The 24,952-nt window shown below is 43.8% G+C and carries 25 protein-coding genes; 9 read left to right on the top strand and 16 right to left on the bottom strand.

Annotated elements, in window-relative coordinates; genetic code table 11:
• Positions 1–174: 174 nt before the first annotated feature.
• On the top strand, positions 175–576 hold the full coding sequence (locus ACTRXH_RS14115) for a VOC family protein (RefSeq protein ID WP_474282684.1): 402 nt from the start codon (positions 175–177) through the stop codon (positions 574–576).
• Between the two features lie 95 nt (positions 577–671).
• Here ACTRXH_RS14115 and ACTRXH_RS14110 read toward each other — a convergent pair whose 3' ends face one another.
• The 4 genes from ACTRXH_RS14110 to ACTRXH_RS14095 form a co-directional block, all read right to left on the bottom strand.
• Positions 672–2,204: a BCCT family transporter gene (locus ACTRXH_RS14110; RefSeq protein WP_474282682.1), complete on the bottom strand. Its 1,533-nt coding sequence runs from the start codon at positions 2,202–2,204 to the stop codon at positions 672–674.
• Between the two features lie 208 nt (positions 2,205–2,412).
• Entirely contained in the window at positions 2,413–3,000 is a 588-nt protein-coding gene (locus ACTRXH_RS14105; protein ID WP_474282680.1) for a type 1 glutamine amidotransferase family protein, read from the bottom strand.
• Between the two features lie 69 nt (positions 3,001–3,069).
• Positions 3,070–3,492, bottom strand: a complete 423-nt coding sequence (locus ACTRXH_RS14100; RefSeq protein ID WP_474282678.1) for a VOC family protein — start codon at positions 3,490–3,492, stop codon at positions 3,070–3,072.
• A gap of 47 nt (positions 3,493–3,539) precedes the next feature.
• Positions 3,540–4,100 (bottom strand): sugar O-acetyltransferase, encoded by a 561-nt coding sequence (locus tag ACTRXH_RS14095; RefSeq protein WP_474282676.1) that lies wholly within the window; start codon positions 4,098–4,100, stop codon positions 3,540–3,542.
• Positions 4,101–4,282: 182 nt separating this feature from the next.
• Between ACTRXH_RS14095 and ACTRXH_RS14090 the strand changes: the two genes are divergently transcribed.
• Both ACTRXH_RS14090 and ACTRXH_RS14085 read left to right on the top strand, forming a co-directional pair.
• Positions 4,283–4,876 carry a TetR/AcrR family transcriptional regulator gene (locus tag ACTRXH_RS14090; RefSeq protein WP_474282674.1) on the top strand — a complete coding sequence of 198 codons (594 nt, stop codon included), beginning with the start codon at positions 4,283–4,285 and terminating at the stop codon, positions 4,874–4,876.
• Positions 4,873–5,427, top strand: coding sequence for a hypothetical protein (locus ACTRXH_RS14085; protein ID WP_474282672.1), 555 nt, complete (start codon positions 4,873–4,875; stop codon positions 5,425–5,427). The genes ACTRXH_RS14090 and ACTRXH_RS14085 overlap by 4 nt, the downstream gene beginning before the upstream one ends.
• 20 nt (positions 5,428–5,447) lie before the next feature.
• Here ACTRXH_RS14085 and ACTRXH_RS14080 read toward each other — a convergent pair whose 3' ends face one another.
• From ACTRXH_RS14080 to ACTRXH_RS14070, 3 genes are all read right to left on the bottom strand, one after another.
• Positions 5,448–6,572, bottom strand: a complete 1,125-nt coding sequence (locus ACTRXH_RS14080; RefSeq protein ID WP_474282670.1) for an MFS transporter — start codon at positions 6,570–6,572, stop codon at positions 5,448–5,450.
• A gap of 90 nt (positions 6,573–6,662) precedes the next feature.
• Complete coding sequence (locus tag ACTRXH_RS14075) at positions 6,663–7,211, bottom strand: TetR/AcrR family transcriptional regulator (RefSeq protein WP_474282668.1); 549 nt, start codon at positions 7,209–7,211, stop codon at positions 6,663–6,665.
• Between the two features lie 75 nt (positions 7,212–7,286).
• Positions 7,287–7,538, bottom strand: coding sequence for a hypothetical protein (locus tag ACTRXH_RS14070; protein ID WP_474282666.1), 252 nt, complete (start codon positions 7,536–7,538; stop codon positions 7,287–7,289).
• Between the two features lie 233 nt (positions 7,539–7,771).
• Here ACTRXH_RS14070 and ACTRXH_RS14065 point away from each other — a divergent pair, with 233 nt between their 5' ends.
• Positions 7,772–8,596 (top strand): DUF6920 family protein, encoded by an 825-nt coding sequence (locus ACTRXH_RS14065; protein WP_474282664.1) that lies wholly within the window; start codon positions 7,772–7,774, stop codon positions 8,594–8,596.
• A gap of 442 nt (positions 8,597–9,038) precedes the next feature.
• Here the strand turns inward: ACTRXH_RS14065 and ACTRXH_RS14060 are convergent, their stop codons facing one another.
• The 7 genes from ACTRXH_RS14060 to ACTRXH_RS14030 all read right to left on the bottom strand — a co-directional run bounded on the left by ACTRXH_RS14060 (position 9,039) and on the right by ACTRXH_RS14030 (position 16,039).
• The gene (locus ACTRXH_RS14060) at positions 9,039–9,260 is read right to left on the bottom strand and encodes a DUF6007 family protein (protein ID WP_474282662.1); all 222 of its coding nucleotides are present in this window, start codon (positions 9,258–9,260) and stop codon (positions 9,039–9,041) included.
• 112 nt (positions 9,261–9,372) lie between these two features.
• Positions 9,373–10,257, bottom strand: a complete 885-nt coding sequence (locus ACTRXH_RS14055; protein ID WP_474282660.1) for a M23 family metallopeptidase — start codon at positions 10,255–10,257, stop codon at positions 9,373–9,375.
• Between the two features lie 377 nt (positions 10,258–10,634).
• Entirely contained in the window at positions 10,635–12,152 is a 1,518-nt protein-coding gene (gene arfA / locus ACTRXH_RS14050) for an arabinosylfuranosidase ArfA (protein WP_474282658.1), read from the bottom strand.
• Positions 12,133–12,810 (bottom strand): YesL family protein, encoded by a 678-nt coding sequence (locus ACTRXH_RS14045; protein ID WP_474282656.1) that lies wholly within the window; start codon positions 12,808–12,810, stop codon positions 12,133–12,135. The genes arfA and ACTRXH_RS14045 overlap by 20 nt, the downstream gene beginning before the upstream one ends.
• 23 nt (positions 12,811–12,833) lie before the next feature.
• A complete protein-coding gene (locus ACTRXH_RS14040; RefSeq protein ID WP_474262282.1) occupies positions 12,834–13,676 on the bottom strand; it encodes a carbohydrate ABC transporter permease in 843 nt (280 codons plus the stop codon).
• Between the two features lie 6 nt (positions 13,677–13,682).
• On the bottom strand, positions 13,683–14,615 hold the full coding sequence (locus ACTRXH_RS14035) for a carbohydrate ABC transporter permease (RefSeq protein WP_474282654.1): 933 nt from the start codon (positions 14,613–14,615) through the stop codon (positions 13,683–13,685).
• Positions 14,616–14,668: 53 nt separating this feature from the next.
• The gene (locus ACTRXH_RS14030; RefSeq protein WP_474282652.1) at positions 14,669–16,039 is read right to left on the bottom strand and encodes an ABC transporter substrate-binding protein; all 1,371 of its coding nucleotides are present in this window, start codon (positions 16,037–16,039) and stop codon (positions 14,669–14,671) included.
• Positions 16,040–16,238: 199 nt separating this feature from the next.
• Between ACTRXH_RS14030 and ACTRXH_RS14025 the strand changes: the two genes are divergently transcribed.
• Positions 16,239–17,345 (top strand): substrate-binding domain-containing protein, encoded by a 1,107-nt coding sequence (locus tag ACTRXH_RS14025; protein ID WP_474282650.1) that lies wholly within the window; start codon positions 16,239–16,241, stop codon positions 17,343–17,345.
• A 161-nt stretch (positions 17,346–17,506) separates the two neighbouring features.
• Here ACTRXH_RS14025 and ACTRXH_RS14020 read toward each other — a convergent pair whose 3' ends face one another.
• Positions 17,507–18,889 carry a sugar porter family MFS transporter gene (locus tag ACTRXH_RS14020; RefSeq protein ID WP_474282648.1) on the bottom strand — a complete coding sequence of 461 codons (1,383 nt, stop codon included), beginning with the start codon at positions 18,887–18,889 and terminating at the stop codon, positions 17,507–17,509.
• Between the two features lie 336 nt (positions 18,890–19,225).
• On the opposite strand from ACTRXH_RS14020, the gene ACTRXH_RS14015 reads away from it, so the two are divergent.
• The 4 genes from ACTRXH_RS14015 to araD are packed head-to-tail and all read left to right on the top strand — an operon-like array spanning position 19,226 to position 24,090.
• The gene (locus tag ACTRXH_RS14015) at positions 19,226–20,863 is read left to right on the top strand and encodes a xylulokinase (RefSeq protein WP_474282646.1); all 1,638 of its coding nucleotides are present in this window, start codon (positions 19,226–19,228) and stop codon (positions 20,861–20,863) included.
• Positions 20,864–20,889: 26 nt separating this feature from the next.
• Positions 20,890–22,314 (top strand): L-arabinose isomerase, encoded by a 1,425-nt coding sequence (gene araA, locus ACTRXH_RS14010; RefSeq protein WP_474282644.1) that lies wholly within the window; start codon positions 20,890–20,892, stop codon positions 22,312–22,314.
• Between the two features lie 42 nt (positions 22,315–22,356).
• Positions 22,357–23,358, top strand: a complete 1,002-nt coding sequence (locus ACTRXH_RS14005) for a glycoside hydrolase family 43 protein (RefSeq protein WP_474279434.1) — start codon at positions 22,357–22,359, stop codon at positions 23,356–23,358.
• A gap of 42 nt (positions 23,359–23,400) precedes the next feature.
• A complete protein-coding gene (gene araD / locus ACTRXH_RS14000) occupies positions 23,401–24,090 on the top strand; it encodes an L-ribulose-5-phosphate 4-epimerase AraD (protein ID WP_474262266.1) in 690 nt (229 codons plus the stop codon).
• A gap of 99 nt (positions 24,091–24,189) precedes the next feature.
• Here the strand turns inward: araD and ACTRXH_RS13995 are convergent, their stop codons facing one another.
• Positions 24,190–24,933 (bottom strand): amidohydrolase family protein, encoded by a 744-nt coding sequence (locus ACTRXH_RS13995; protein WP_474282642.1) that lies wholly within the window; start codon positions 24,931–24,933, stop codon positions 24,190–24,192.
• Between the last annotated feature and the right edge of the window lie 19 nt (positions 24,934–24,952).

Genomic DNA, 24,952 nt, shown 5'->3' with positions numbered 1-24,952 from the left:
TTCTCCACTCCCCCGATTAACTTTTCCAAGACTTCATGTATATTCCTCCCCGGGGAAAGATGTTTTCAGATGTTCATTTTACTTTATCTTCTCTCTATGATACTTTTTTACAATAAATAGGAAAAGAGAGAAAAACTTTTTCCTATTTTTCTTCAGATAAAAGGAGGATCTCAGATGAACGGGCACATTCATCATATTGAGCTTTATGTATCTGACCTCGAACAATCGAAGGCCTTTTGGCAATGGCTGCTGGAAGACCTTGGCTATCACGTCTTTCAGCAATGGCCGGATGGGATCAGTTTTAAATTGGATTTCTCCTACATCGTATTTGTTCAGACGGAAGATCGTTTTCTGGACATTTCTTATCACCGGCGCCGGACAGGATTGAACCATATTGCTTTCCATGCCCGGTCGAAATCGCATGTGGATCAAATGACCAGGCAGCTGCGAGCAGCGGATATCCCAATTCTTTATGAAGACCTGCATCCCTTTGCCGGGGGAAACGATCTCTACGCCCTCTATTTTGAAGACCCGGACCGTATTAAAGTAGAACTCGTGGCTCCAGCAGAAAGCTGAATCTCACCGACAATAAAGGATTTCGGACTTCACCTGTAAAATAGCTTCCCATAAAAAAAGAACTCCCAATTTTATCAGGAGTTCTCCAAACCAGTTCAGGAAGCTTTATCCGGTTTATCAGCATTTTTACTTTTACCCTTTGTTTCAATATCTTTTTCCTCCCGGAGTGCTTTAAACAGCGAGTACACCATCAGTATCATTACGAGAGAAAACGGGAGCGCCGATATAATCATGACGTTCTGCAGCGCATCGATCCCTCCGGAATACAGCAGAACGGCCGCTGTAGCAGAAAGCATGAGTCCCCAGATGAACTTCACTACAGCCGAAGGATTCATTGCTCCGTTGGAGGTCTGCATACCAAGCACAAAGGTGGCAGAATCTGCTGAAGTAATAAAGAATGAAACAATTAGCAGTAGTGCAATGACGGACATGACTGTGCTGAGCGGGTATTGATCAAACACGCCAAAAATCGCTTCTTCAGGAGCCAGCGAAGCAATGTCTGCCATGCCGGTGCTTTGTACGTTCAATGTGGCTCCGCCAAACAGCGAGAACCAGATAAAGCTGACAATTGACGGCACCAGAATGACGCCGATAGTGAATTCCTTCAGAGTGCGTCCTCTCGACACACGGGCAATAAATATTCCTATAAAAGGCGTCCATGAGATCCACCAGGCCCAGTAGAAGATGGTCCACGCATTAATCCACTCTCTTGTACTTTCAGATGTCGGCGCGATCCGAAAACTCATTTGCGGAAGCGTCTGTATATACGTACCAAGTGTATTCGTGAACAAATTCATGGAAAATAACGTTGGCCCGATAAAAAGCATTAAAATAAACAGAATGATTGTTAAATAGATGTTTGCATTACTTAAGGATTTAATTCCTTTATTTAAGCCGGTATACGCCGATACTAAAAACATTACAGTAATAACGACAATAACAATCAGTTGCATCGTGTAATTATTCGGTGTGCCAAACAAGTAGGACATACCGCCGGAAACCTGGGTCACGCCAAGCCCGAGGACGGTAGCAATCCCCGATACTGTAGTAATCAGGGCAATAATATCCACCACTTTTCCACCGATGCCTTTTTCGTTCATAATCGGGCTGAGCATGGCGCTTACCATGCCCGGTGCCCCCCGACGAAATGTAAAGTAGGCAAAACAGATGCCGGTAACACCGTAGATAGCCCACGGGTGTATTCCCCAGTGCAGGAACATGTAGCGCATAGAATCGACAAGGGCCTGGTCCGTTCCGACCTCTGCTTCCGGGGCGTTCGTTGCGTAGTGGGATACTGTCTCCGCCCCGCTCCAAAACACTAGTCCTACTCCCATCCCCGAGCTGAACAGCATCGCAAACCAGGTCGGATAGCTGTATTCCGGCCGGTCCTCCGGCCTCCCAAGACGAATGTTTCCATACCTGCTGAAAATAAAGTAAACACATAATAGTACAAATGCTGACACAAGTAAAAGATAATACCATCCAAAATGAGTCGATACAAATGATCTCACTGCAGAGCTTGCGTTAAAAAACGATTGTGGAATTGCGACTCCGACAACCGCCATAATAAGCAGTATTACCAGGGCTCCGTAAAATACAAAGCCTACTCTTGGTTTTTGATTATCCACGGCGGGGCTCCTTCCTTTTTAAACAGCGGCTGAGATCCGGAACTGATCGCTCCGGACACCTATCGTTTAAAGCTAAATAAGTGATACCCTCCGCAATTGCTGTGTAAACCCGCCTTATATCTGCAGATCTAATCGACAAATCAAAAACCTCTGAAAATTAGCAACTCTGGATACTTTCTATTTTTGTATTTTTTTCCTTAATTCCCATTTATGAAAATGGGCTTCCGTATTTTTCAGTGTATTCGTAATAGCCGTAGCGGTACATATACATTGTCTTTTCAATTTCCTCCGCCGCAGCAAAATTAATCATGTGCAAAACCAGTTCAGTGAACTCTATGGGGGCTGTGCCATTCGCAGTTACCAGGTTTTTATCTTTAACAGCCTGCTCTTCCATAAACTCTGCATCCGGCTGATAGTTTTCGTAGTCCTGCCAGAAGTAAGCCGAATTGCCGGTATGGCTGAAATGATTTAAAAATCCATTCCTTGCTAAATAATCTACCGCTCCGCATATGGCACCGACCGGAGTATTTTTAGTGATCGCTTCTTCCACTAAATTAAAAATATTATCGCTTTCAACGTCCCATTTGTTGCCGCCTATTAATACGAGCAAATCGAAATCCGGATGGTGGTTGATTTTATAATCCACCGCTGTTTTGAAGCCTCCGATAGATGTAACCTGGTCATGCAGAGAAATTGTACTAACCGCCCACTCCTTACCCTCATTCAATGTAGCCGACAGGTAAGCGGCTTCCCAGTCAGCATACTCATCTAAAAGCAGAAACAATGCTCGTTTCACAGCAAATTCCTCCAAGCTGATTTTTGTTATAACTTTACATAGACCGGCTGCAGCCTAACTGAACAATGCTCACTCTGCCTCAACCCGTGCCGGGTTCCATACAATTTCCCACAGATGGCCATCCGGGTCCTGGAAATGTCCGGAGTACCCTCCCCAGAATGCATCATGTGCTGGGTCTGTGATAAAGGCACCTGCACGTTCCGCTTTCCCCATAATCGCGTCCACCTCCGCTTTACTATTCACGTTGTGACCGAGAGTGAATTCCGCAGGATTTGGCTGGTTGGCCTTTATACCAGCTTCATGCGCAATATTTTTACGATTCCAAATGGCAAGCTTCAGCCCTGCCTGCAGATCAAAAAAGGCTACTGCTCCGTGATCGAACTCCTCCCCTACAATCCCTTCAGTAGGAAACCCCAGTCCATCACGATAAAAGCGCAGCGATTTTTGTAAGTCCTGCACTCCAATAGTAATTACAGACACATTTGGCTTCATAAAATCATCTCCTTGTAAAAATAAAATCATCTAATTGCCGGAAAGATTCATTGGTCCAAACGCCTAATAAGACGTGCCGGGTTTCCGCCCACAAGCGTACGGGCAGAAACGTCTTTAGTAACAACTGCTCCTGAAGCGATAACTGCGCCGTCTTCAATGCGAACGCCGGGATTGATGATGGCTCCTCCCCCGATCCACACATTATGTCCGATCGTCACAGGCGTTCCGTATTCCTGGAGTGTCGCGCGGGAGGCTTCCTCCATCGGATGATTTACGGTATATATGTGCACGCCCGGCCCCAGCATCACTCCGTCACCGAATGTAATTGGCGCCTCATCGAGCATAACGCAGTTGAAATTGGCGAAAAAACGGGCGCCAAGATGAATATTATAGCCATAGTCACACCAGAATGGCGCACTAATCCGGGCTTCTTCCCCCATTGTGCCTACGATTTCCTGTAGCAGCTGATTGCTTCTTTCTTTCTCCCGGACACTGGTGGAGTTATACTCTTCAAGCAGCAGCTTCGCCTCCAGCCGCTCCGCTGCAAGTTCAGGGTCGTGCGGTAAAAACAGCTCTCCATTCATCATTTTTTGCTTTTCACTTTTCATTCGGACACCTCTTTTATTTTCGCTTCTTAAGCCTTGAACACTTCTATACGCCCACTATACCACTGTTCGTTTAATCTGGGATATTTGTTTTACGGAATGTTCCAGAAATTTCTTTTCTTTTTAATACACATGTATTAAAAAGATGGTATACTTACATTACTTTCTAAATACCGGGGTGTACTATGCCAAAACTCATTGACCACGAAAAGAAAAAAGAGCAGATTATTGAATATGCATGGCAGTCCATTGTGAACAGCGGGGCGAAAGGCGCGACGGTAAGAAATATCGCAAAGCTCGCTGACATGACGCCGGGGCAGATCCGCTACTACTACCCTACCCATAGCTCGCTGCTCGATGCAGTCATGAAAAAAGTAAATCATAAAGTTGCCCAAAGAATTCAAGAGATTTTCGGGCAGGAAAATGTCACCGAAAAGGAACGGGTCATTCAGGCGATACTCGCAGTCCTCCCTTTGGATGATGACCGCTACGCGGATATGGAGGTATGGATGGCGTTTCAGTACGAAATCCATGCATCAGGAACGAATTTCATGGGAGATGAGATACGAATGCTCATTCAAAAAACCTTACAGTACTTAAACGAAAAACAAATGCTGCAGGAGGAGCTGCCTGTCGAGCTCACTACCATGCGTGCTCACGCCCTCGTTGACGGCCTGGCCCTGCATAAATGGTTAACCCCTGACCGCATAGATAATAAAAATATTATTAAACTGATTCGTGACGAAGTCCATTCCTGGCTTAAGGAGGAGCATAGATGAATTTCATACTGCTGCTGATTATTGGGATCGAAATAGCCTTCTGGTTGGTTATTGCCGCCGGGTTAATTATTCGTTACGTGTTTCAAATGCCCAGACTCGGGTTATTCTTTCTCGCCTTAACTCCCGTCCTGGACCTGGTGCTGCTGGTTGCGGCCTCCGTGGATCTTATGGGCGGGGCAACAGCTACCACGGCTCATGCCATTGCTGCCATTTATATTGCGGTATCCATCGTTTTTGGAAAGCAGATGATCCGCTGGGCCGACGAACGGTTCAGGTATTATATTATGAGGCAGGGCAACAAGCCGTCCAGGCTCTACGGCTATGCCTACTCCCGGAAATACTTTAAGGACTGGGTCAAACACGTATTGGCCTATGCGCTGGGAACAGGGATGCTGTGGGCAGTTATTTTTGTCGTTAATAACGCAGACAGAACTGAAGCATTGAGCGGCACGATTAAATTATGGTCTCTCATCTTAGTGATCGATTTAGTTATCTCCATTACGTACTTTATATGGCCGCGCGAGGCGAAATATAAAGAAGAAATTCAATAGTAACACGCCCGGGAACATCTTTAGTGCGATTGATATTTGAATATGATCGTCGCATAACCTACTACAGAAGCGGCGAGAAACAGTGTATGATAACCAAACGCACCAGCGACGATTCCGGAAAAAATGGATCCTGCCGCCTGCCCCAGGGCAAGCATTAAAAACGGCAGCCCCAGCCCAATGGAGGGATTCGTCCGGAATACTGAAACGCCCCACACAATTAGGACCCCGGTAATGAAAACATACGAACTTCCAAACAGAAACGGGGACAAAAAACCAACCACGGGACTGCCGGGCCAGCTGCCGAGAAGCAGGGACGCGGTGGATAGCGTTACTACTGAAAGCCTGAAGGCGTTCCCAATGCCAAACCGGTTAATAAAGATGCCGGCGGTACCGCCCAATAAACCTGACAAACCGATGATTACCCAGAGCCAGTCTCCGAGGTAGCCAGGGACGCCCTCCAAATTTACGATAAAATCTCTCGAAAAGGTCCAGTATGCCGCAGAAGAAATGCCCAGAAGCAGCGAGGCCACGACCAGCTGGACAGACTGCTTCCACTCCTGCTTCACAAAGCCAGCCGATCTCTTTTTTTCAATTGCCGGCTCGTGAGGCAGTACTTTGTAGTTGGCAGCCAGCACGATTACGGCGATAACCATAAAGATCACATACGTCTCCCTCCAGCTGTCCACCATCATAATCGCGATGGCACCGGTGAATGCCGTTCCGATGCTTGTACCGGAATTGATCCAGGCATTCGCCTGGTTCTGCTCCCTGGCTTCTACCGTCGTATTTACAATACTGGCATATGGCGGGGACGATAAGCCCGTACTCATCCCTGCTAAAAATATCCCCGCCCCAAGCCCGATCGGAGTCAAAGAAACGGAGATAACGCCAAGGCCAATAATCGACAACAGTCCCGCTGCCACCAGCATCAGCCTCGAAGTCACCTTCCCGGAAAACATCATCGCTGCTACTATCGCTATACAGTACGCCACATAGGACATAGAAGAAATGATTCCACTCGTGGATTGGGTCATATTGATTGCTTCATTAATATAGGGAAGCATCAGTCCGTAGCTGAAACGGGACAGCCCGTAGGTCACCGCAATCATCGGCAGTCCCGCAAGGATTAATTTATTCGCATTCATAGTTATTCGCCCCTTCTTATTTATTGATCGTTCATTCAATAAACGGTGAAAAAATAAGAGCCGTCAAATAACGATGCTCTTTTATCATGTTTATTCGTGGGCCATGTTTTCCGCCAAATCGAATGCCGATTTTTCTATTTCTTCCATCTCCAGAATTTGAGCCATGGACGTAATTCCTTCCAGTATCATGAACAGCTTCATTCCTAGCGTTTTGGAATTATTAAAAGGTTTGATGTCACGCTCAATTTTATTTAATAGGTTGGTTTTATGGTCCTTACTCATAGCAGTAATCTCTTCGTTGACTCCCTCATATTCCTGTTTTGCTCTTAAAAACAAACATCCATTAAAGCCGTCCGTTTTCATCCAGTCCACATGGGCTTGAATCAGTGATTCTGCGTATATGGTGAAACTATTTGCTCCCTCCGTTTTTTCTTTTATAAAGTCGAAATAACGCATTTCCCTGCGCTTTAATATTTCTATAATCAACACTTCTTTAGACTTAAAATGATAATACATCGTCATCGGCGCCACTCCGACTTCATTTAATATACTTTTGACCCCGACAGCATGAAACCCGTTCTGATAAAAAAGATCTTCTGCGGTGTTCAATATAACCTCTTTTTTCGATGCCGCTTTCATAAATCGCCCCCCCTTTTTTATTTATTGAACGTTCATTATAATAAATCATAACATATTCTATCGCGAAATGTTACTTTATTGTTTTTTCTTTCTAATTTTTTCTGCCGTCTCATTTAAGAATTCATCTATATTATATTCTTTGTAATCATCCCGAATTTCAGCAATGACTATGCTTCTCGCTTCCTGTTCTGTTTTTCCTTCCTTCATTAAACCCAGCAGTTTAACATTATACGCAGCTTTGTAGTCTTCTTCACCTTCGGAAATATTTTCCGCATCCCCGCCCCAGATAATACCGACAATTTCTTCTAAAAACTCCCGATATTCCATATCGCTACCCCTTTTCGGATAATATTTTATAATTCAATTATACTTTACCCTTTCAAATGCAAGTTGAAGAAAATTCTAGAAAGTAAAAACTAAAAACTTTCTTCATGTTCGTCTTTTGATGAGAGTTTTATAAGGGAATAGCGGTATTACCACTAAGAAGAACGGAATGTCAGTATACTTTTGATATAGCCATACACACAGGAAATGAGTCCTGTAATCTGGAGGTGCAGCTGATGAAAGTTCTTTCTTTTATTATGTTTTTCATTATTATATTAATTCTCGAAAAATGGCGTTTTCACTATTTTACAAATAAAGAAATCGCTTCTCTTTCCGCTACTAGCGAAAATGACCCAGCTATGCCGATAACACAGCAAAGAATCGAAACTCTTCCTCTCCCTGTAGCGAGATGGCTCATGAATATTGGACTGGCGGGCAAACGTGAAATAAAGTCGGTACGATTAAAACAAACGGGAGTAATGAAATTGAAGCCTTCACAGAAAAAGTGGTATCAATCAAATGCGGAACAATATATAACAGTCAATGAACCAGCGTTTCTCTGGAAGACAGAAATAAAAATGCTCCCCTTCATCAACGTAGTCGGAAAAGATCTTTTTACGCAGGGCCGGGGACAAATGAAAATCAAAATAGCTTCGATTATTCCCATCGTAAACATAGCTGATAATGAAAAATTAAATCAGTCCACCCTGCAAAGGTATTTGCTTGAGCTGCCCTGGTACCCTTCCGCTGCGCTCAGCTCTTATATTCAATGGAGGCAGATCGATGAGTTTTCCGCCGAAGCCATTATGAATTATAACGACGTTTCGGGGTCCGCCACATATCAGTTTAGTGCTGAAGGAAATATAGAAAAAATTAGCGCTTTGCGATATAAGGATAGTGGTAAAAATGCAAAACTTCTGGAATGCGTCGGGGAGGTTGTAGAGAATTCCACTATTGATGGGATAGATATTCCTACAACATTAACTGTTTCTTGGATGTTAGAAGAAGGAAAATTCACGTGGTATAAAGTAGAGGTGAAAGACATAAAATTTAATGAATAACCATAAACAAAGCAAAAGACTGTCTCTTTATACGCCTGGAGACAGTCTTTTCATATTCACGATTTAAAAACATACTTTACCATAAGCACCCAAAAGGGGATAACAATGATGAGAAGTAAAACAATAGCGACCGCTGATAATAGATTGGAAATGAAAGAGTCTTGAACAATCATCAAATAGATATTAAAAAAAATTACAGCCGTGAGAAAAATTCCTCCAATGACTGACCCGGTATTTATCGTTTGTTTCAATTAAACACCCCCAGCTATAGAAAACAACGAACCCTTGCCAGGTTCGTTGCATTCGTTATGAAAAATTCCAGAAAACCAAGCAACAGAAGAGCGATGTTATATTCTATTCTTACTCATTATAGCACCTGGCTCTCTTTTGATTAAGAAAAAACCATTGAGAACAACGACCGTCCGCAGTGAAATACGATTAACTATTTTCTGTTCCGGCGTTTTCCTGCTTCCACCAGCGTATGAGTAACGTAAAATAATCCAATACCAACAAAAATAATAATGAAGACATTTACAATAATACTCCATAAACCATGGACGGGAAGGTATGAAAACAGCCAGGCCATCGGGAGCAAAAAGATAAGATCATATGTATTAATTTGAGCAAAAGTGTATTCAAGAGTTTCCTGTTCCTTATCTCTCATATTTGCCCACCTCCTGTTTTAGCCAAATTCTTTTTAACTATAAAATATGACTGCTTACTCTGGATAACTCTGTACATATAAATACAAATCACTCACGAATACATTTTTAATATCATTCATTGATTTGCTCACCGCGGATAGGATTGCAGCCGTTCTCAAACCTCATACGGATAGATTTCCCCTGAAGAAAATCCGCCCGGGTCGACAGCTGCATGTGCAGATGGGCCTCTGATGAATTGCCTGAGTTACCGCATTTTCCTATCAGCTTTCCTATTGAAACGCGTTCGCCCTCCTCTACCAGAATCGAACCGGGCTGCAGGTGAGCCAGAACGCTGTACTCCTCGAAAGCATGATGAATAACCACCACATTACCCGCCAGCTTCTCTTCATTCATGACTCCCGGCTCGTTGTCCGGAATTCCATTCACAATCGCAGCTACAGTACCCTCTGCCGGCGCATAAATTGGTTCTCCATAGGCCGCATAGTGCTCATTTCTTGCCGGCGATTTTTCATAGGTTTTTCCGTTAGTTTGAATTACCAGATCATACGCATAGCGTTGGTTGGATAGATGGTGATGAGCGTTAGCCAGAGGATGATTTCCACCCCAAGCGATTGTCCATCCTACCCCCGGCTCTACCGGCCAGCGATACTGTTGCCTGGATTCCTCCTTTTCGCCAATGGGATCAATAGCTACGGGAATCATAGCCAAGCCGTGTATGATGCATTGATCATCCATGTAGACATCAAGCGCCCGCTCATTCCGGTCGTCGTTCCAAACGTACTGCACTAAATGTTCATCTATTTGATATGAAAACAGAAGACTATATGCTGTTACCCCTTTATTGAAGCCGGCGGCCATTTTCTGAAATTCTTCGCTGGCAGCAAGCCGCTTAAAATCGTTGGTAGTTTGCTCGTAAATGCGAACAAAATCTCCGCGCAGAAACGAATTTCCAAACTCCTGGGGCGGTATTGGATTATCCGGAAATGTAGACGTCATGATGCCTTCCTCCTGAAAAGTCATTTTGCGTTTCGTATTACTAACTATCCGGCTACTTTTTTGGGGTACTTATCCAGGAAGTGCCCCAGGCAGCCGTCAGAATAAAGATTACTATCAGCCCAGCGGATATAATTGGCTTTCCTAATTCATAGCCGAGCCCCAGACATCCAGCGATAATTGCCGCCAATAGCAAGGAAGCCGGCGTTATTATTTGTTTTCCCTTCATTTTTGGTTCCTCCAATTAGCAACAGCTTCTACTCTTTATTCCTTCATCATATCAGGAGTCAATAATGGAAGGAATATTATGGATAATATTTGTTTCGAATTAAAAAAGGGTCCTTAGACATTTATCCAAGAACCCTTTTGGCCACTTCAATTTATTTTTTTATACGCAGTCTTACCATATTCCAGGACATGCGCGGCAGCTCTGCCTGCAGCTGCTTTTCTTCCAGAACAGCATTGCCGCCGTTGTGCGGTGCTACCTCTTCCTTATCTTTCGTGTTCACCGCTTTCGGATCATCATGCTCGAGCACGACATGCTCCACTACCTCCGCCTGTTCAAACGAACGCAGATCATAAGAGATGGATAATGATTCTTCTAGATGCCTGTTGGTCATAAAAAGCACCAGCTCATTTCGTTCTTCATTCAATACTACCGCACTATCTAAGTATGGAACGTCTGTAAATTCCCTGGAATCGTATTTATCCGATTGAATAATTGGGTGCAGTGCTTTTCCACGTCCGTAGACCGACAAATAATAATATGGGTAATAAATGGTCTGCTTCCAAGCTTTCCCCTGATTTTCCGTCATAATCGGTGCGATCACGTTTACCAGCTGAGCCATGCAGGCCATCTTTACGCGATCAGCATGGTTAATCAGCGTATGAACCATATTAGCTACGAGCAAAGCGTCTTCAAAATTATAAACATCCTCCAGCTGCGGCGGCGCGATCTGCCACGACTCCAGCTGTTTATCCGCTTCGGTCGAATGAAACCATACATTCCATTCATCAAAGCTGAGATTGATCGTTTTGTTGCTTCGTTTTTTAGCCTTAATGTAATCACATGTAGAGATGACCGTACGAATGAATTGATCCATATCCAATGATTTTGCTAAAAAATTAGCCGTATCGTTATCATGGTTTCCATAATATTGGTGCAGTGAAATATAGTCGGCAAATTCGTAGGTGTGTGAAAGCGTCGTCGCTTCCCACTCCGGGAAGGTCGGCATAGCGGAATTCGAACTACCACAGCTCACCAGTTCAATCGATGGATCCACGGTTTTCATCGCCTTCGCTGTTTCATAAGCGAGACGTCCGTATTCGTCAGCCGTTTTGCCGCCGATCTGCCAGGGTCCGTCCATTTCATTGCCAAGGCACCACGTTTTAATATTGTGCGGCTGCTCGTAGCCGTGGGCTTTCCGCAGATCACTATAGTACGTGCCTCCGGGATGATTGCAGTACTCCAGCAGGTTTCTTGCAGCATCGATGCCTCTCGTCCCCAGATTTACAGCCATCATAACCTCGGTACCGGCTTTTGCTGCCCAGTCGGCAAATTCATTTGTACCCACTTCGTTTGTCTCTATGGTGCTCCAGGCAAGCTCGAGCCGTCTCGGCCGTTCATTTTTTGGCCCAACGCCGTCTTCCCAATTATACGCAGAAACCATGTTCCCCCCTGGATAACGAACGATGGGAACCTGCAGGTCCCTGACTAATTGCAGCACGTCCTGGCGAAAGCCCTGTTCATCTGCATTTTCATGTCCCGGCTCATAAATGCCGCCATATACAGCCCGTCCCAATTGCTCGATGAAAGAACCGTAAATTCGCTCATCCACGTCGGAAATTACAAAATCTTTATCTACAATAACTGAAGCTTTAGGTTGTTTTTTCGCCATATTTTGTACTCTCCTTGGTTATGCTGTAATTCTTAGATTCCTGTTCTCGTGCACTTTTCTCTTCCAGTCGCTGGTACAGGTTTTTCGTAATAAATACAGTTGCTAATGAGGAAAGACTGCCGTAGAAAAAGAGGAAAAATGCCGGGATCGTTAACGCCCCGTAGATTAAAGCAAAATGAACTGCTATTAATGCAACAGTGATGTGCATTTTTGTGATTCCAATAATCAAAGCGTTTTTAAAGTAAGTTAATAAATTCGTTTGAAAGCTTGAATGTAAAGCAAACAGATGCACTGTCAGTGAACTGTAAACGACTAAAATAACAATGTAGAAAAATATTGTTACTGCGTTTGCGGAAAAACCGTTATTCAGCGCCGCATAGTTAACAAGAATAAGCACGGCGCCTCCCAGCCAAAGGAAGCCAAGCATGTTTGCCTGCATAAAATCCCGCTTGTAAAACTGAATAAATTTTTTCCCTACCTTTATCTCCCTGCTGTTCAAAAGCTCTTTTGAAACACCAAGTGCTGCAGTCGAAGCTGGAAAAATACCAAATGCTATCAGGCCGCCAAGCATCCCTAAAATCCAGCATACGTTTAATATAAATAGTTTATTGATCCATGCGAAAATCATATTCAATTTTTCTAATGGGAGCTTTTTCATACCTTTTCCTCCCCCTGGAGTAATCAGCCTTTAACACCGCCGACAGTAAGGCCGGAGATGAAGAATTTCTGAAAGAACAGAAACAGAATGACAATAGGAACAATGGTAAGAACGGATCCGGAAAACAGGAGCTCATAGTTATTACCGTAAGGAGTAAGCAATGTGGCCAAGCCTACCGGAAGCGTGAACATTTCATTTGATCTTAATACAAGCAGCGGCCACAAAAAGTTATTCCAGCTGGTAAGACCCTGAAGAATAGCCATTGCCGCAAACGAAGGACCCATGAGTGGCGCCATTATTTTGAAAAAGATGCCGTATTCTGTGCATCCGTCAATTCTGGCCGACTCCATCAGTTCCTTCGGTAGCCCCAGACAATACTGTCTAAAGAAAAACACTGCCACCGGGGCAACAATTAAGGGAAGCATGACCGCAAAATAGGTGTCCACCAGGTTTAAACCGGTCATCATCTGGTAAAGGGGAAGCATTAAAATTTCAAACGGCACCATCAGTACAAACAATACGAGCATAAAGATAACTCTTACTCCTTTGAAATTGTACATCGCTAGCGCGTAACCCACCATAGAGGAAAAGAATAGTGATAATACAATCAAGCCTCCGCTAACAATGAGACTGTTCATATACCACTGCCAATAGCTGGCCCCTTCCTCAGAAAATACAGCCAGGTAATTACCAAGGTCCAGACTGGCCGGATCGAAGAAAAACGAAAGGCCCTGCCTCATCAATTCTGATGAGGGCCGCATAGAAGCTACAATTAATGATACTACCGGGGTGAGAGCAATTACAGTTATTACTGCAAACAATGCAGTCAATAGAATTGACACCCATTTTTTATTATTTTTGCCCATCACTCTCTAATCCTCCTTTTTGAAGGCGCCAAAGAATTTCAGCTGAATCATGCTTACAACAAATATGATCAGCATTAGCACGACTCCGATAGCTGCGCCGAAGCCCATGTCGTTTTGCTGAATGCCTTCTTTGTAAATATATCCTACAATGGTTAAGCCAATATTGCCGGGAGAACTGTTTTCCCAGAATACAAAGCTTTCTTCAAACATCCGGAAGCCGTTAATGATCGTAATGGTGGCTACGAAAATAATAACAGGCTTTAAAGCAGGCATCGTAACGAATAAAAATTTCTGCCATGCGCTCGCTCCGTCGATATCAGCCGCTTCATATAACTCCTCCGAAACGTTCTGCAGACCAGCAAGAAAGTATAGTATGTTCACGCCAATCCAGCGCCATGAAGCCAGCAGCACCATTAAAAACATTCCTGTGCCTGCTCCGTACCTCCACTGCACCGGATCCATACCAACAAGGCCAAGCAATTCGTTTACAAAGGAGTTTTCCGACTCCCCGAACATCATCCGGAAAATAATACCGGCGACGATAACCGAAGTAAGAGCCGGTATAAAAAGTGAAGCCCTGAAGAAATTTTTAAAATACAGGGATTTACTGTTTAAAAATACTGAAAGTATAATTGGAATCATTACTAATATAATGACCGTAAAAAACACATAGGTTGCTGTATTGCCCAGCGCCTGGAAAAAAGTTGGGTTCAAAATCCGCTGGTAATTATGAGTTCCTATAAAAGTCGTCTGACCGGGAAGAACCTGCTGAAAACTCATAATGATCGCCTGAATCATTGGGTATAAGTACAGTGCCAGAAAAGATACAATGAAAGGCGATACAAACACATAAGGAGCAACCTTTTTTGAATTCAGAAAATGCAGGATACCTTTACGAGAAAAAGACTTTTTATTGGACATTGTTTCTGAACGTTCCATTTTCTGCTCCTTTCCATTCAATAATAATAGAAGGAGGGCCATAGCCCCCCGTCCTATTCTTCTGTCTGTCCGCTTCTTACTGCGTCTTCAGCTTGCTTCAATGCTTCTTCCGGATCCTGGCTCTGCTGTCTGATAGTGCTGTTCAATACATTCGTGTGAATTTCAGACTGCACATCCGGCAGATCCGGTGTAATATTCAACGCTTCGATTTCTCCATTTAAGTCCAGAAGAGTGTCAAAGATTTCATCGTCAAAGTAGTCGTAGTAAGGATTAGGTTCATCCATGGCTTCATCATCCCACACGGTATACATTGGTGGATCAAATCCTAATTCCTGCCAGAGTGCAATATTTCCTTCTTCAGACAATTTCGCATAGGCTAAAAATTCTTTAGCCAGTTCCGGCTCTTCTGTCTGATTCGTCACTACTGTACCTGTACCGCCCATTCCAGCTGTGCGGTTTCCGCCTTCTTCCCATACCGGCAGTGGACGAATTTCCATTTTCCCTTCGAGATCAGGCATATAATCAATAAACCTGCCCATGTACCAGGTTGGCATCATTAACGAAGCGGCTCCTCCGTCATTCATGTATCCATAGTATTCTTCAGAGTGATGAAATCCGCCTGGTGTTACTTCTGCTACTTCATGTTCATTCACCATGTCATCTAAAAATTGTAAAGTATCAACGTTAGTATCATTCGCCAGGGTTAGATCACCTTCATCATTGAAGTAATCAGATTCTCTTTGACTGATTAAAGGCCAGAAGCTGAAATGCTCATCCACTTCTACTGTAGTCATCATAGAGTCTGTATTTTCTACCACCTGTTCTCCTGCTTCTACATAGTCATCCCAGGTAACAATTTCATCTATATCCACGCCGGCCTCTTCCATAATGTCCGTATTATAGTACATTACCGTAGCACCAACATGATAAGGCATGCCGTAATAATTATCATCCTTGGAATATATATCAAACCGTTCTTCCACCATATCATCGAGCACTGGCTCTACGTATTCGTTCATTGATTCCAGCTGAACATCGCCTTCCAGGAAGTTGGCAAAATAACTTATTTCTATGTCCGCCATGTCAGGAGCTCCAGATCCTGACTGAAGAGAGAGAAGCAAATTGTTATTCATCTGATCAATAGGGTAGACCTCAGCCTGTAATTTAATCGGCCGGTCTGCATGCTCCTCATTCCATCTGTTTACTGCATCTTCATAAATACCAATATGTTGTTCGTTGAATGTCCAAAAAGTTAATTCGGTAGCGTCCTCACTATCTTCACCAATAACTTCTACTTCCTCTGCTTCCCCTTCTCCTCCTTCTCCGCCTCCTTCACCATCACTTCCGTCACCACTCCCGCCGCCACAACCTGCTAAGTAAACAAAAGACAGCATCGCACCACCAAAAATCGACCAACGTTTCATAATTGTCCCCCTTATCTATTTTCCTAACTTATACGTACAAGTTATTTTTTATTTAACCATACAGGTACATTTATTGCAAGCGCTTTCTATATATTTATTTCAATATTTAGATATCAAATGACGACAAATACTGACAAAACAATTTTTCTTCAGTTGTACGCATGTGTATGATACGATAAAAAGAAAAAAGAGGTGCATGATGGTCTCAAAATATAAACAATTAAAGCAGCACATCCAATCCAAAATTTTGGACGGCAGCTTCCGTCCCCACCAAAAAATTCTATCTGAATACGAATACGTAAAGAACTTTGAAGTAAGCAGACATACGGTACGCCAGGCTATCGGCGAGCTTGTGAGCGAGGGATGGCTGTACCGGGAGCACGGCGTCGGCACATTTTGTGCAGACCGCTCTAAATTTTCTTCCCCCTCCACCCGTAAAAATGTAGCCATTATCACTACGTACATTTCAGATTATATTTTCCCCTATATTATACGCGGAGCTGAAAGGTATTTAAGTGATAAAGGCTACAACGTTATTCTTATGAGCACCAATAACGATTTTGAGAAAGAAAAACAGGCGCTCGAAAATATTCTTACCCAGCAGGTCGATGGACTGATTATTGAGCCAACGCGCAGCGCGCAGGCTAATCCCAATCTAAATTACTACCTGAATCTCGAAAATGCCGGTATCCCTTATGTCATGATGAACGCGTATTATGAAGAGCTTGAACCGCTGAGTTTAACCTTAAACGATCAGGAAGCCGGATTCCGGAACGCGGAGCATTTAATCCAGCTGGGCCACCGGCGGATAATTGGTTTATTTAAAACTGATGACATGCAGGGCGTGCAGCGGATGAAAGGTTTCCTTAAAGCTCATCGGCACTACGGCTGTCCGGTGGATCCATCCCTGCTGCTCACGTATTCCACTGACGAAAAGTATTCCAAGGCCGCCCAGTCTGTTGAGCAGATTTTAAGGGACCAGACTGATGGGCCTACCGGCCTTGTGACCTATAACGATGAACTCCTGCTGCAGCTTCTCGATGTGCTCCGCGATAAAAATCTGCAGGTTCCTGAGGACATTTCTGTCGTAAGCTTTGACGATTCCCATTTCACCCAAATCTCCGAAGTGAAATTTTCTTCCATCGTACATCCTAAAGAACGTATGGGAGAGGACGCAGCCAAATATGTAACGACTCTCATTGAACAGCCGGATGCCGCCCTTTCCTCTATTGTATACGAGCCTCATTTTATTGACCGCCATTCGACACGGAGTCTCCAATTCACACCAGCGCTGGAAACAGAATAAATATTAAATACGGACCGGCAGACAGCTGGACCGTACTCAAAAAAGGAAGCTGCCTCTTTTATTACGGGCAGCTTCCTTTTTCGTCTGGTTACAATTCGTAATTCCTGTAAATATTATTTTAAAGCACAGTAATTCCGGGCTCCTCCGGGCCTTAGAACTGTTTATTTTTCAAAGCGATAGGCTTTCTTGGAAGGCTCCCATATTGTTTCTATTTCTTCTAAAGACTTATTTTTCGTTTCAGGTACTATGGTCATCACAAAAACAAAACAAATAACGTTAATAACCGCAAACATCCAGAATGTAAAAGCACCTCCGGCGTTATTGATGAGTACAGGCGTGAACTGCCCTATCGCCCAGTTAGCTCCCCATAAAAACATGGTGGCAATTCCGACTGCTTTTGCACGCATATGATTTGGAAAAATTTCCGGAATCATAATCCATGGAATTGGGCCCATTGAGATACAAAATGCTGCAGTAAAGCCCATGATTAAAAGCAGCGCCCAGATTCCATTACCTACATCAAAGTAGAAAACGCTTCCAATAAGAACCATAAATATTGCCATCAAACTCGATCCTACGCCCATCAATCGTTTTCTTCCTGCTTTGTCGATTAATAAAATAGCAACTACTGTAAATATTACCTGTACGGTTCCTATTAAGCTGGTGGCCAGAAATTCAGTATTATTTTCAAACCCAACCAGCCGGAAAATCGTTGGTCCGTAATAAGTTACAGCGTTCATTCCGATAACCTGATTAAATAGAGCCAGGAAAATACCGACTGCCATTGCTTTTCGAAGACCCGGCTTCAACAGCTCTCTAATTGATGTGCTTGATTCACTTCGAAGAGAGGTTTGAATAGCCTCAAGTTCCAGTTCAGCTGTACGGGTATTATTGATTTTTTCCAATGTCCGAAATGCTTCTGTATGCTTTTGCTTTTTCACTAAATATCTGGGACTTTCAGGAATAAAGATGAGCATGATAAAAAAGAGAACTCCCGGCACTACTCCGTATCCGAGCATCCACCTCCAGCCTGTTTCAACTCCCCATCCATAGCTGCCCGAGTTTGCCACAGCAAGGTTAATATAAAATGTAGCTGAGATACCAATAATAGTGAACAACTGATACATAGAAGCCAACCGGCCGCGTATAGCAGGCGGGGCACACTCAGCAATATACGTAACTGACAACGCAGAGGCAAAGCCAATTCCGAGACCGCCCAGAACTCTTGCGAGAATGAGAGAAGTAACACTCATAGCGAGCGCAGACCATAAGGCGGAAACAGCAAAGAGAATCCCCGACAGCATTAAAATCTTTTTTCTGCCAAAGCGGTCACTTAAATATCCGGACAGCCCGACCCCGGCCACTCCTCCTACCATAACACTTGAAATAATAAATCCTTCCATAGCTGGACTTAAATTATAAAGCTCCTGCAAAAAGCCGATGGCGCCTGAAATTACTGCGGTATCAAAACCATACAAAAACCCTGCCATTCCTGCTGCGGAAGCTATCAACAATACATACCAGACTGACTGCTTCTCTTTCATGATGTTCAATGTCCCCTTTCAATAATTGGAAATGATAACGTTCACAAGAAAACTATCATATGTTCGTACAAGTTTCAATAATTTGGGTTATTTTTACATTAGTTGCATACAAGTATTTTTTAAAATTAAACTAATGACAATTTCTCACTCCTTCTTTTCTAATTATGTTGTTTAAAAAGGATAGAAAGCGGTTGCAAGAAGCTTCGTTTCGTGGTTAAATGAACATAACTTATACGTACAAGTTACGTTTTATCCATTGATTTCATTAACGCAATGAAACAGAAATGAGAGATTCATTCGAGTTACTAAAAATGCTTTTTAAAGGAATGATTCAAAATGAAGCAGTCAGAAATGAAACAAGCCATTACTCAAGGCCATACTTCACTCGGAATTGAATTTGGCTCCACGCGTATTAAAGCAGTACTGATGAACAACAGCTTTGAAACAATCGCCACGGGCAGCTATGAATGGGAAAACCAGATGAAAAACGGTCTTTGGACATACCATCAGAAAGATATTATTGCTGGTTTGCAGAAAGCTTATGGTGACATGAAATCCGAAGTGGAAAGCGCGTACGGGATTACACTCCGAACTATTGGTTCGATAGGTATTTCAGCTATGATGCACGGCTATATGCCATTTGATCACACCGGAGAACTGCTCGTCCCCTTTCGGACGTGGCGTAATAATACCACCGGAGCTGCGGCCAGCGAATTAACAGATCTATTTCAGTACAATATCCCGGAACGATGGAGTATTGCCCACCTTTATCAGGCTATACTCGATGATGAAAAACATTTGCCGCGTATTCAGTTGATTACGACTTTAAGCGGATACATCCACTGGCTGCTGACCGGAAAACAGGTCATTGGAGCCGGGGATGCATCGGGGATGTTTCCAATCGACGAAACTACTCAGGACTACAACGATTTCATGCTTGAACAGTTCGACACCCTCATTACAGCAAGAAATTATTCATGGAAAATTAAAGACATTCTTCCTGAAGTTCTTACAGCCGGCGAACAGGCAGGCACCTTAACCAATGACGGCATCAAAATTCTGGATAAATCACAAAATCTACAGCCCGGGATTCCGTTTTGTCCTCCGGAAGGTGATGCCGGAACCGGAATGGTGGCTACGAACAGTGTGAAAAAACGTATCGGAAACGTTTCTGTAGGAACCTCTGTTTTTGCAATGATTGTACTGGATCAACAAATTTCTAACACGCATCCAGAAATTGATTTAGTTACTACACCAAATGGAAATTCTGTCGCCATGGTGCATGCGAATAACTGTTCAAGTGATTTGAACGCATGGCTTGGATTGTTCCGGGAGTTTTCAGAAGCAACTGGCCAAAAGCTTGATTCCGACGAATTATTTGAAGTAATGCTGCAGAAAGCTCTCGAAGCGGATCCTGATGGCGGCGGCCTGCTCAGCTATGGTTATTTCTCCGGTGAAAATATTACAGGCCTTGAAAGCGGACGGCCACTGTTTGTCCGCTCTACGGAAAGTAATTTTAATTTAGCTAACTTCATGCGAACACACCTCTTCTCTGCTTTCGGTGCCCTAAAAATCGGCATGGATCTTTTAACAGATAAAGAGCAGGTGGCGATTGATAATGTCTTCGCTCATGGCGGCTTATTCAAAACTCCAGTGGTTGGACAGCGGATAGTTGCTGCTGCAATGAATACGCCTGTTTCTGTTATGGATACGGCCGGAGAAGGCGGAGCCTGGGGTATTGCTGTACTGGCCTCCTATATGAAGAACAAAGGCCAGGACGAGGCCTTGGAAGAATTTTTGGACAATAAGGTTTTTAACGACATCGAAACCACGGAAATCCACCCGGACCTTTCTGACGTGGAAGGCTTTGAAATTTTTATGGAACGTTATAAAAAAGGTCTCGTCATCGAACAGGCGGCGGTAGAGCATTTAACACCGGCCGAAGCAGTCAGCGAACAAGTCAAAGTAAATTAAACTATCAATAAGAAAAGAGGATACTTATGCCCGCTATCGATAAAAAAGAATTCTGGTTCATCGTCGGTGCACAGGAGCTTTACGGAGAAGAAGCGTTAAAGGAAGTAAAGGCTCATGCCCAGCATATAGCTGATGCATTAAATAAGAGCGGTGTTTTACCTTACCCGCTTATTTTAAAAGACTTAGCAATCAATACAGATGAAATTACACGCACCATGAAAGAAGTAAACTATCGTGACGAAGTCGCGGGTGTTATCACTTGGATGCACACGTTCTCCCCTGCGAAGATGTGGATCCGCGGGACGAAAATCCTGCAAAAACCGCTGCTTCATCTAGCTACTCAATTTAATGAAAGTATCCCCTGGGAAACCATCGACATGGACTTCATGAACCTGAACCAATCGGCCCACGGGGACCGCGAATACGGCTTTATCAACGCTCGTTTAAACAAGCAGAACAAAGTGGTCGCCGGCCACTGGAAGCACGCTGATATTCAACAGGAGATTGCCCATTGGATGAACACAGCTGCAGCTTATAATGAGAGTTTCAACATTAAGGTTGCCCGTTTCGGTGACAACATGCGCAATGTGGGCGTTACAGAAGGCGATAAAATTGAAGCGCAGATTCAATTTGGATGGGTCGTCGATTACTACGGGATTGGAGACCTTGTCGAATACGTCAATCGTGTTACAGATAAAGAGGTTGATGCACTCCTTTCAGAATACAAGGACCTTTATGAATTTGATTACGGCAGCTATACAGAAGAAAAATGGAAAGACAGTGTTAAAGTACAGGCAAGCTACGAGATTGCCATTAAACGCTTCCTGGACGATGGAGGCTACAATGCTTTCACAACCAACTTTGAAGATTTACATGGAATGAAACAGCTTCCCGGCCTTGCGGTGCAGCGTCTAATGTCTCAAGGATACGGCTTTGCTGCTGAAGGAGACTGGAAAACGGCTGCGCTTGACCGTTTGATGAAGGTGATGAGCCATAACGAGGCAACAGGGTTTATGGAAGATTATATCTATGAATTAACAGCTGGGAAGGAAGCCATCCTTCAATCCCATATGCTTGAAGTAGATCCCACGCTGGCAAACCATAAACCAAAAATCGTGGTATCGCCCTTAGGCATTGGAAACGGCGAAGACCCAGCACGCTTAGTCTTTGATGGTAAATCCGGGGACGGGGTCGTGGTTTCGATGGCGGATTTTGGAACGCATTACAAGCTTCTTATTAATGAAGTTTCGGCATTTGAACCGCCTGCTCCTGCACCGAATCTCCCGGTAGCCCGTATACTTTGGAGCGTTAAACCAAACCTCCAGGATGGGATAAAAGCCTGGATTGAAAACGGTGGCGGTCACCACACTGTCGTTTCATTAAATGTAACGACAGAGCAGATTATTAATTATGCAAAGCTGGTTGGCCTGGAATACGTCGTTATTAATTAATATATTTCAGCTTAAACTATTAATATTTAAGGAGTGGGCTTTATGGAGAATCTGAAAAACCCTATTGTTTTACAAAGAGCCGATCCATTTGTTTATAAGCACCATGACGGGTTTTATTACTTTACCGGCTCGCACCCTTCCTACGACCGGATTATTTTGCGGCGCGCAGAACATCTGAATGACCTGTACGACGCAGAAGAACACATTATTTGGAGTAAACACAGCAGCGGCGCTCAGAGTCATTTAATCTGGGCCCCTGAAATTCACCGTGTGAATGGAAAATGGTATATCTATTATGCCGCTGCTCCTGACGACAACATTGATGATAATACGTTCAATCACCGAATGTTTGTGATTGAAAATGAATCAGACAACCCAATTGAAGGCGAATGGAAAGAAAAAGGTGAAATAAATACAGGGTGGAGTGCATTCGCTCTTGATGCAACCACCTTTGAACACAATGGTATCCAATATTATGTTTGGGCACAGCAGGATGTAAATATAAAGGGCCATTCAAATATTTACATTGCTGAGATGGAAAATCCATGGACTTTGGCGACTACCCCCGTTTTGCTGACTAAACCTGAATTGCCGTGGGAAGTTAAAGGCTTTTGGGTCAATGAAGGTCCTTCCGTTTTGATTAGAAACGAAAAGGTTTTTATTACGTATTCAGCAAGTGCCACTGGTATCGATTACTGCATGGGGCTGCTGACAAGTGATGCCGGGGCAGATTTATTGAATCCAAATTCCTGGACTAAAAGCCCAGAGCCAGTTTTTGAAAGCTATTCACCGAATAAACAATATGGTCCGGGACACAATTGCTTTACTGTATCTGAAGATGGCAGCAGCGACATTCTGGTTTATCATGCCCGTAATTATACTGAAATTGTCGGGGATCCCCTTTATGACCCGAATCGTCATGCGCGTGCGCAGGAAATTACATGGGATGAAAACGGTAACCCGGTATTTGGAATTCCTGTGTCGGATGACCGGTGGACTCCAGGCACGCCAACAATATTAACTAAAGAAAATTCCAATGAATAATTTATTGATCATACATGTACGTACATTTAAGGAGGTTTCCCATTGCTGGAACTATTGAAGCAGCAGGTGTGCAGCGCAAATCAGGGACTCGTTGATCATGATCTCGTTACTTTTACCTGGGGGAATGTCAGCGGATTTGACCCCGAGACAGAATTATTGGCCATCAAGCCTTCCGGGGTGCCTTATGAAGAGCTGTCTCCCGGGGATATTGTATTGGTGGATTTAAAAGGAAACGTTGTGGAAGGCGATTTAAAGCCCTCCTCTGATACTCCTACCCATATCGAGCTGTATAAAGCTTTTCCAGGTGTAAAGGGTATTGTTCATACGCATTCGGACTGGGGCACAGCCTGGGCCCAGGCTGGTAAAAGCATTCCCTGCTCCGGAACTACTCAGGCGGATTACTTTTACGGAGATATTCCCTGCACACGTCAACTAACAAAAGAAGAAGTCCGAAATGGTTATGAAAAAGAAACAGGGTCCGTCATTATAGAAGCAATGCAGGGAAAAAATCCTGTGGAAGTACCGGGAATAGTTGTTCACGGGCATGCTCCGTTTGCGTGGGGAAGCTCTCCGGAGGACGCCCTTCATAACGCTGTCGTGCTTGAAAAAGTCGCAAAAATGACCTTTCTTTCCTTCCAGCTCTCAGGTGAGCTTCCCCTTGATGACCATGTACTGCAAAAGCATTACGAAAGAAAGCATGGGGAAAACGCCTATTACGGGCAGTCTAAATAATTCCTGCTTTCAAGAGCAAGCCTGTTTAAACCATGGCTTGCTCTTTTTCACGTCTAAAAAGCTTAAAAAGGCTTACATACCTTTTGTATAATAATTAATCTATTTCGTATACCAGCTCAATGCATTCGAATACAGGATCTTATCAGTTGCTTTCTCATCAAATAAATTTTGAACCATTTCAATATCTTCATACTTGAACGGTCTCGGCGCTCTTGTAGATGGAAGGTCTGTGCCAAACATCAAAGCCTCTGGGTTTACGTTATAAATGGAAGTTAAAGCATTCGCCACGTTTAGGTCCACGCGCCCAAAGCCGGTAGCTTTCACCCGAAGGCCTTTGTCCACTAATTTCAGCAGATGAGGCAGCCCTTCCTCCGACAGCCCTAAATGATCGATGGATACAGCAGGCAGCTTTTCAATAGTTGCTGCGAGTTCAGGCAGCCCTTTGGCGTCCAAGTAAAGTTCAGAGTGCCAGCACGCTGTTTCATGCACTCTTCGTGCCATGTAATCGAGCCGGGAAATATCTTCAGATCCGCCCCGCCGGATATTAAACCGCAGCGCCCTCACCCCTTGGTCATGCAGCCTTAAAATTTCTTCATCACTCACACTGGACGGCAGCTGAGTTACTCCACAGAATTCGGGCCCCAGCTGTTTAAGAGCTTTTAATAAATATCCCTGATCAAACCCCTGAAACGAACCTGACACAACTGCTCCGCCCAGGACATTGAGTTCAGCCGTATCCCTCTGATAATCGGCTGCCATATATTCCGGAGGTATATAGCTTTGATTTTCAGTAATAGGAAAATCAAAATCAATAATGTGCAGGTGCGCATCAAACATTCTCATATTCTCCCTCCTCTTTTAT

The organism is Marinococcus sp. LNHM5E3-2.1 (genome assembly GCF_056034365.1).
Note: the sequence above shows the minus strand (reverse complement) of the source record. Positions and strands in the feature narration are given on the sequence as shown.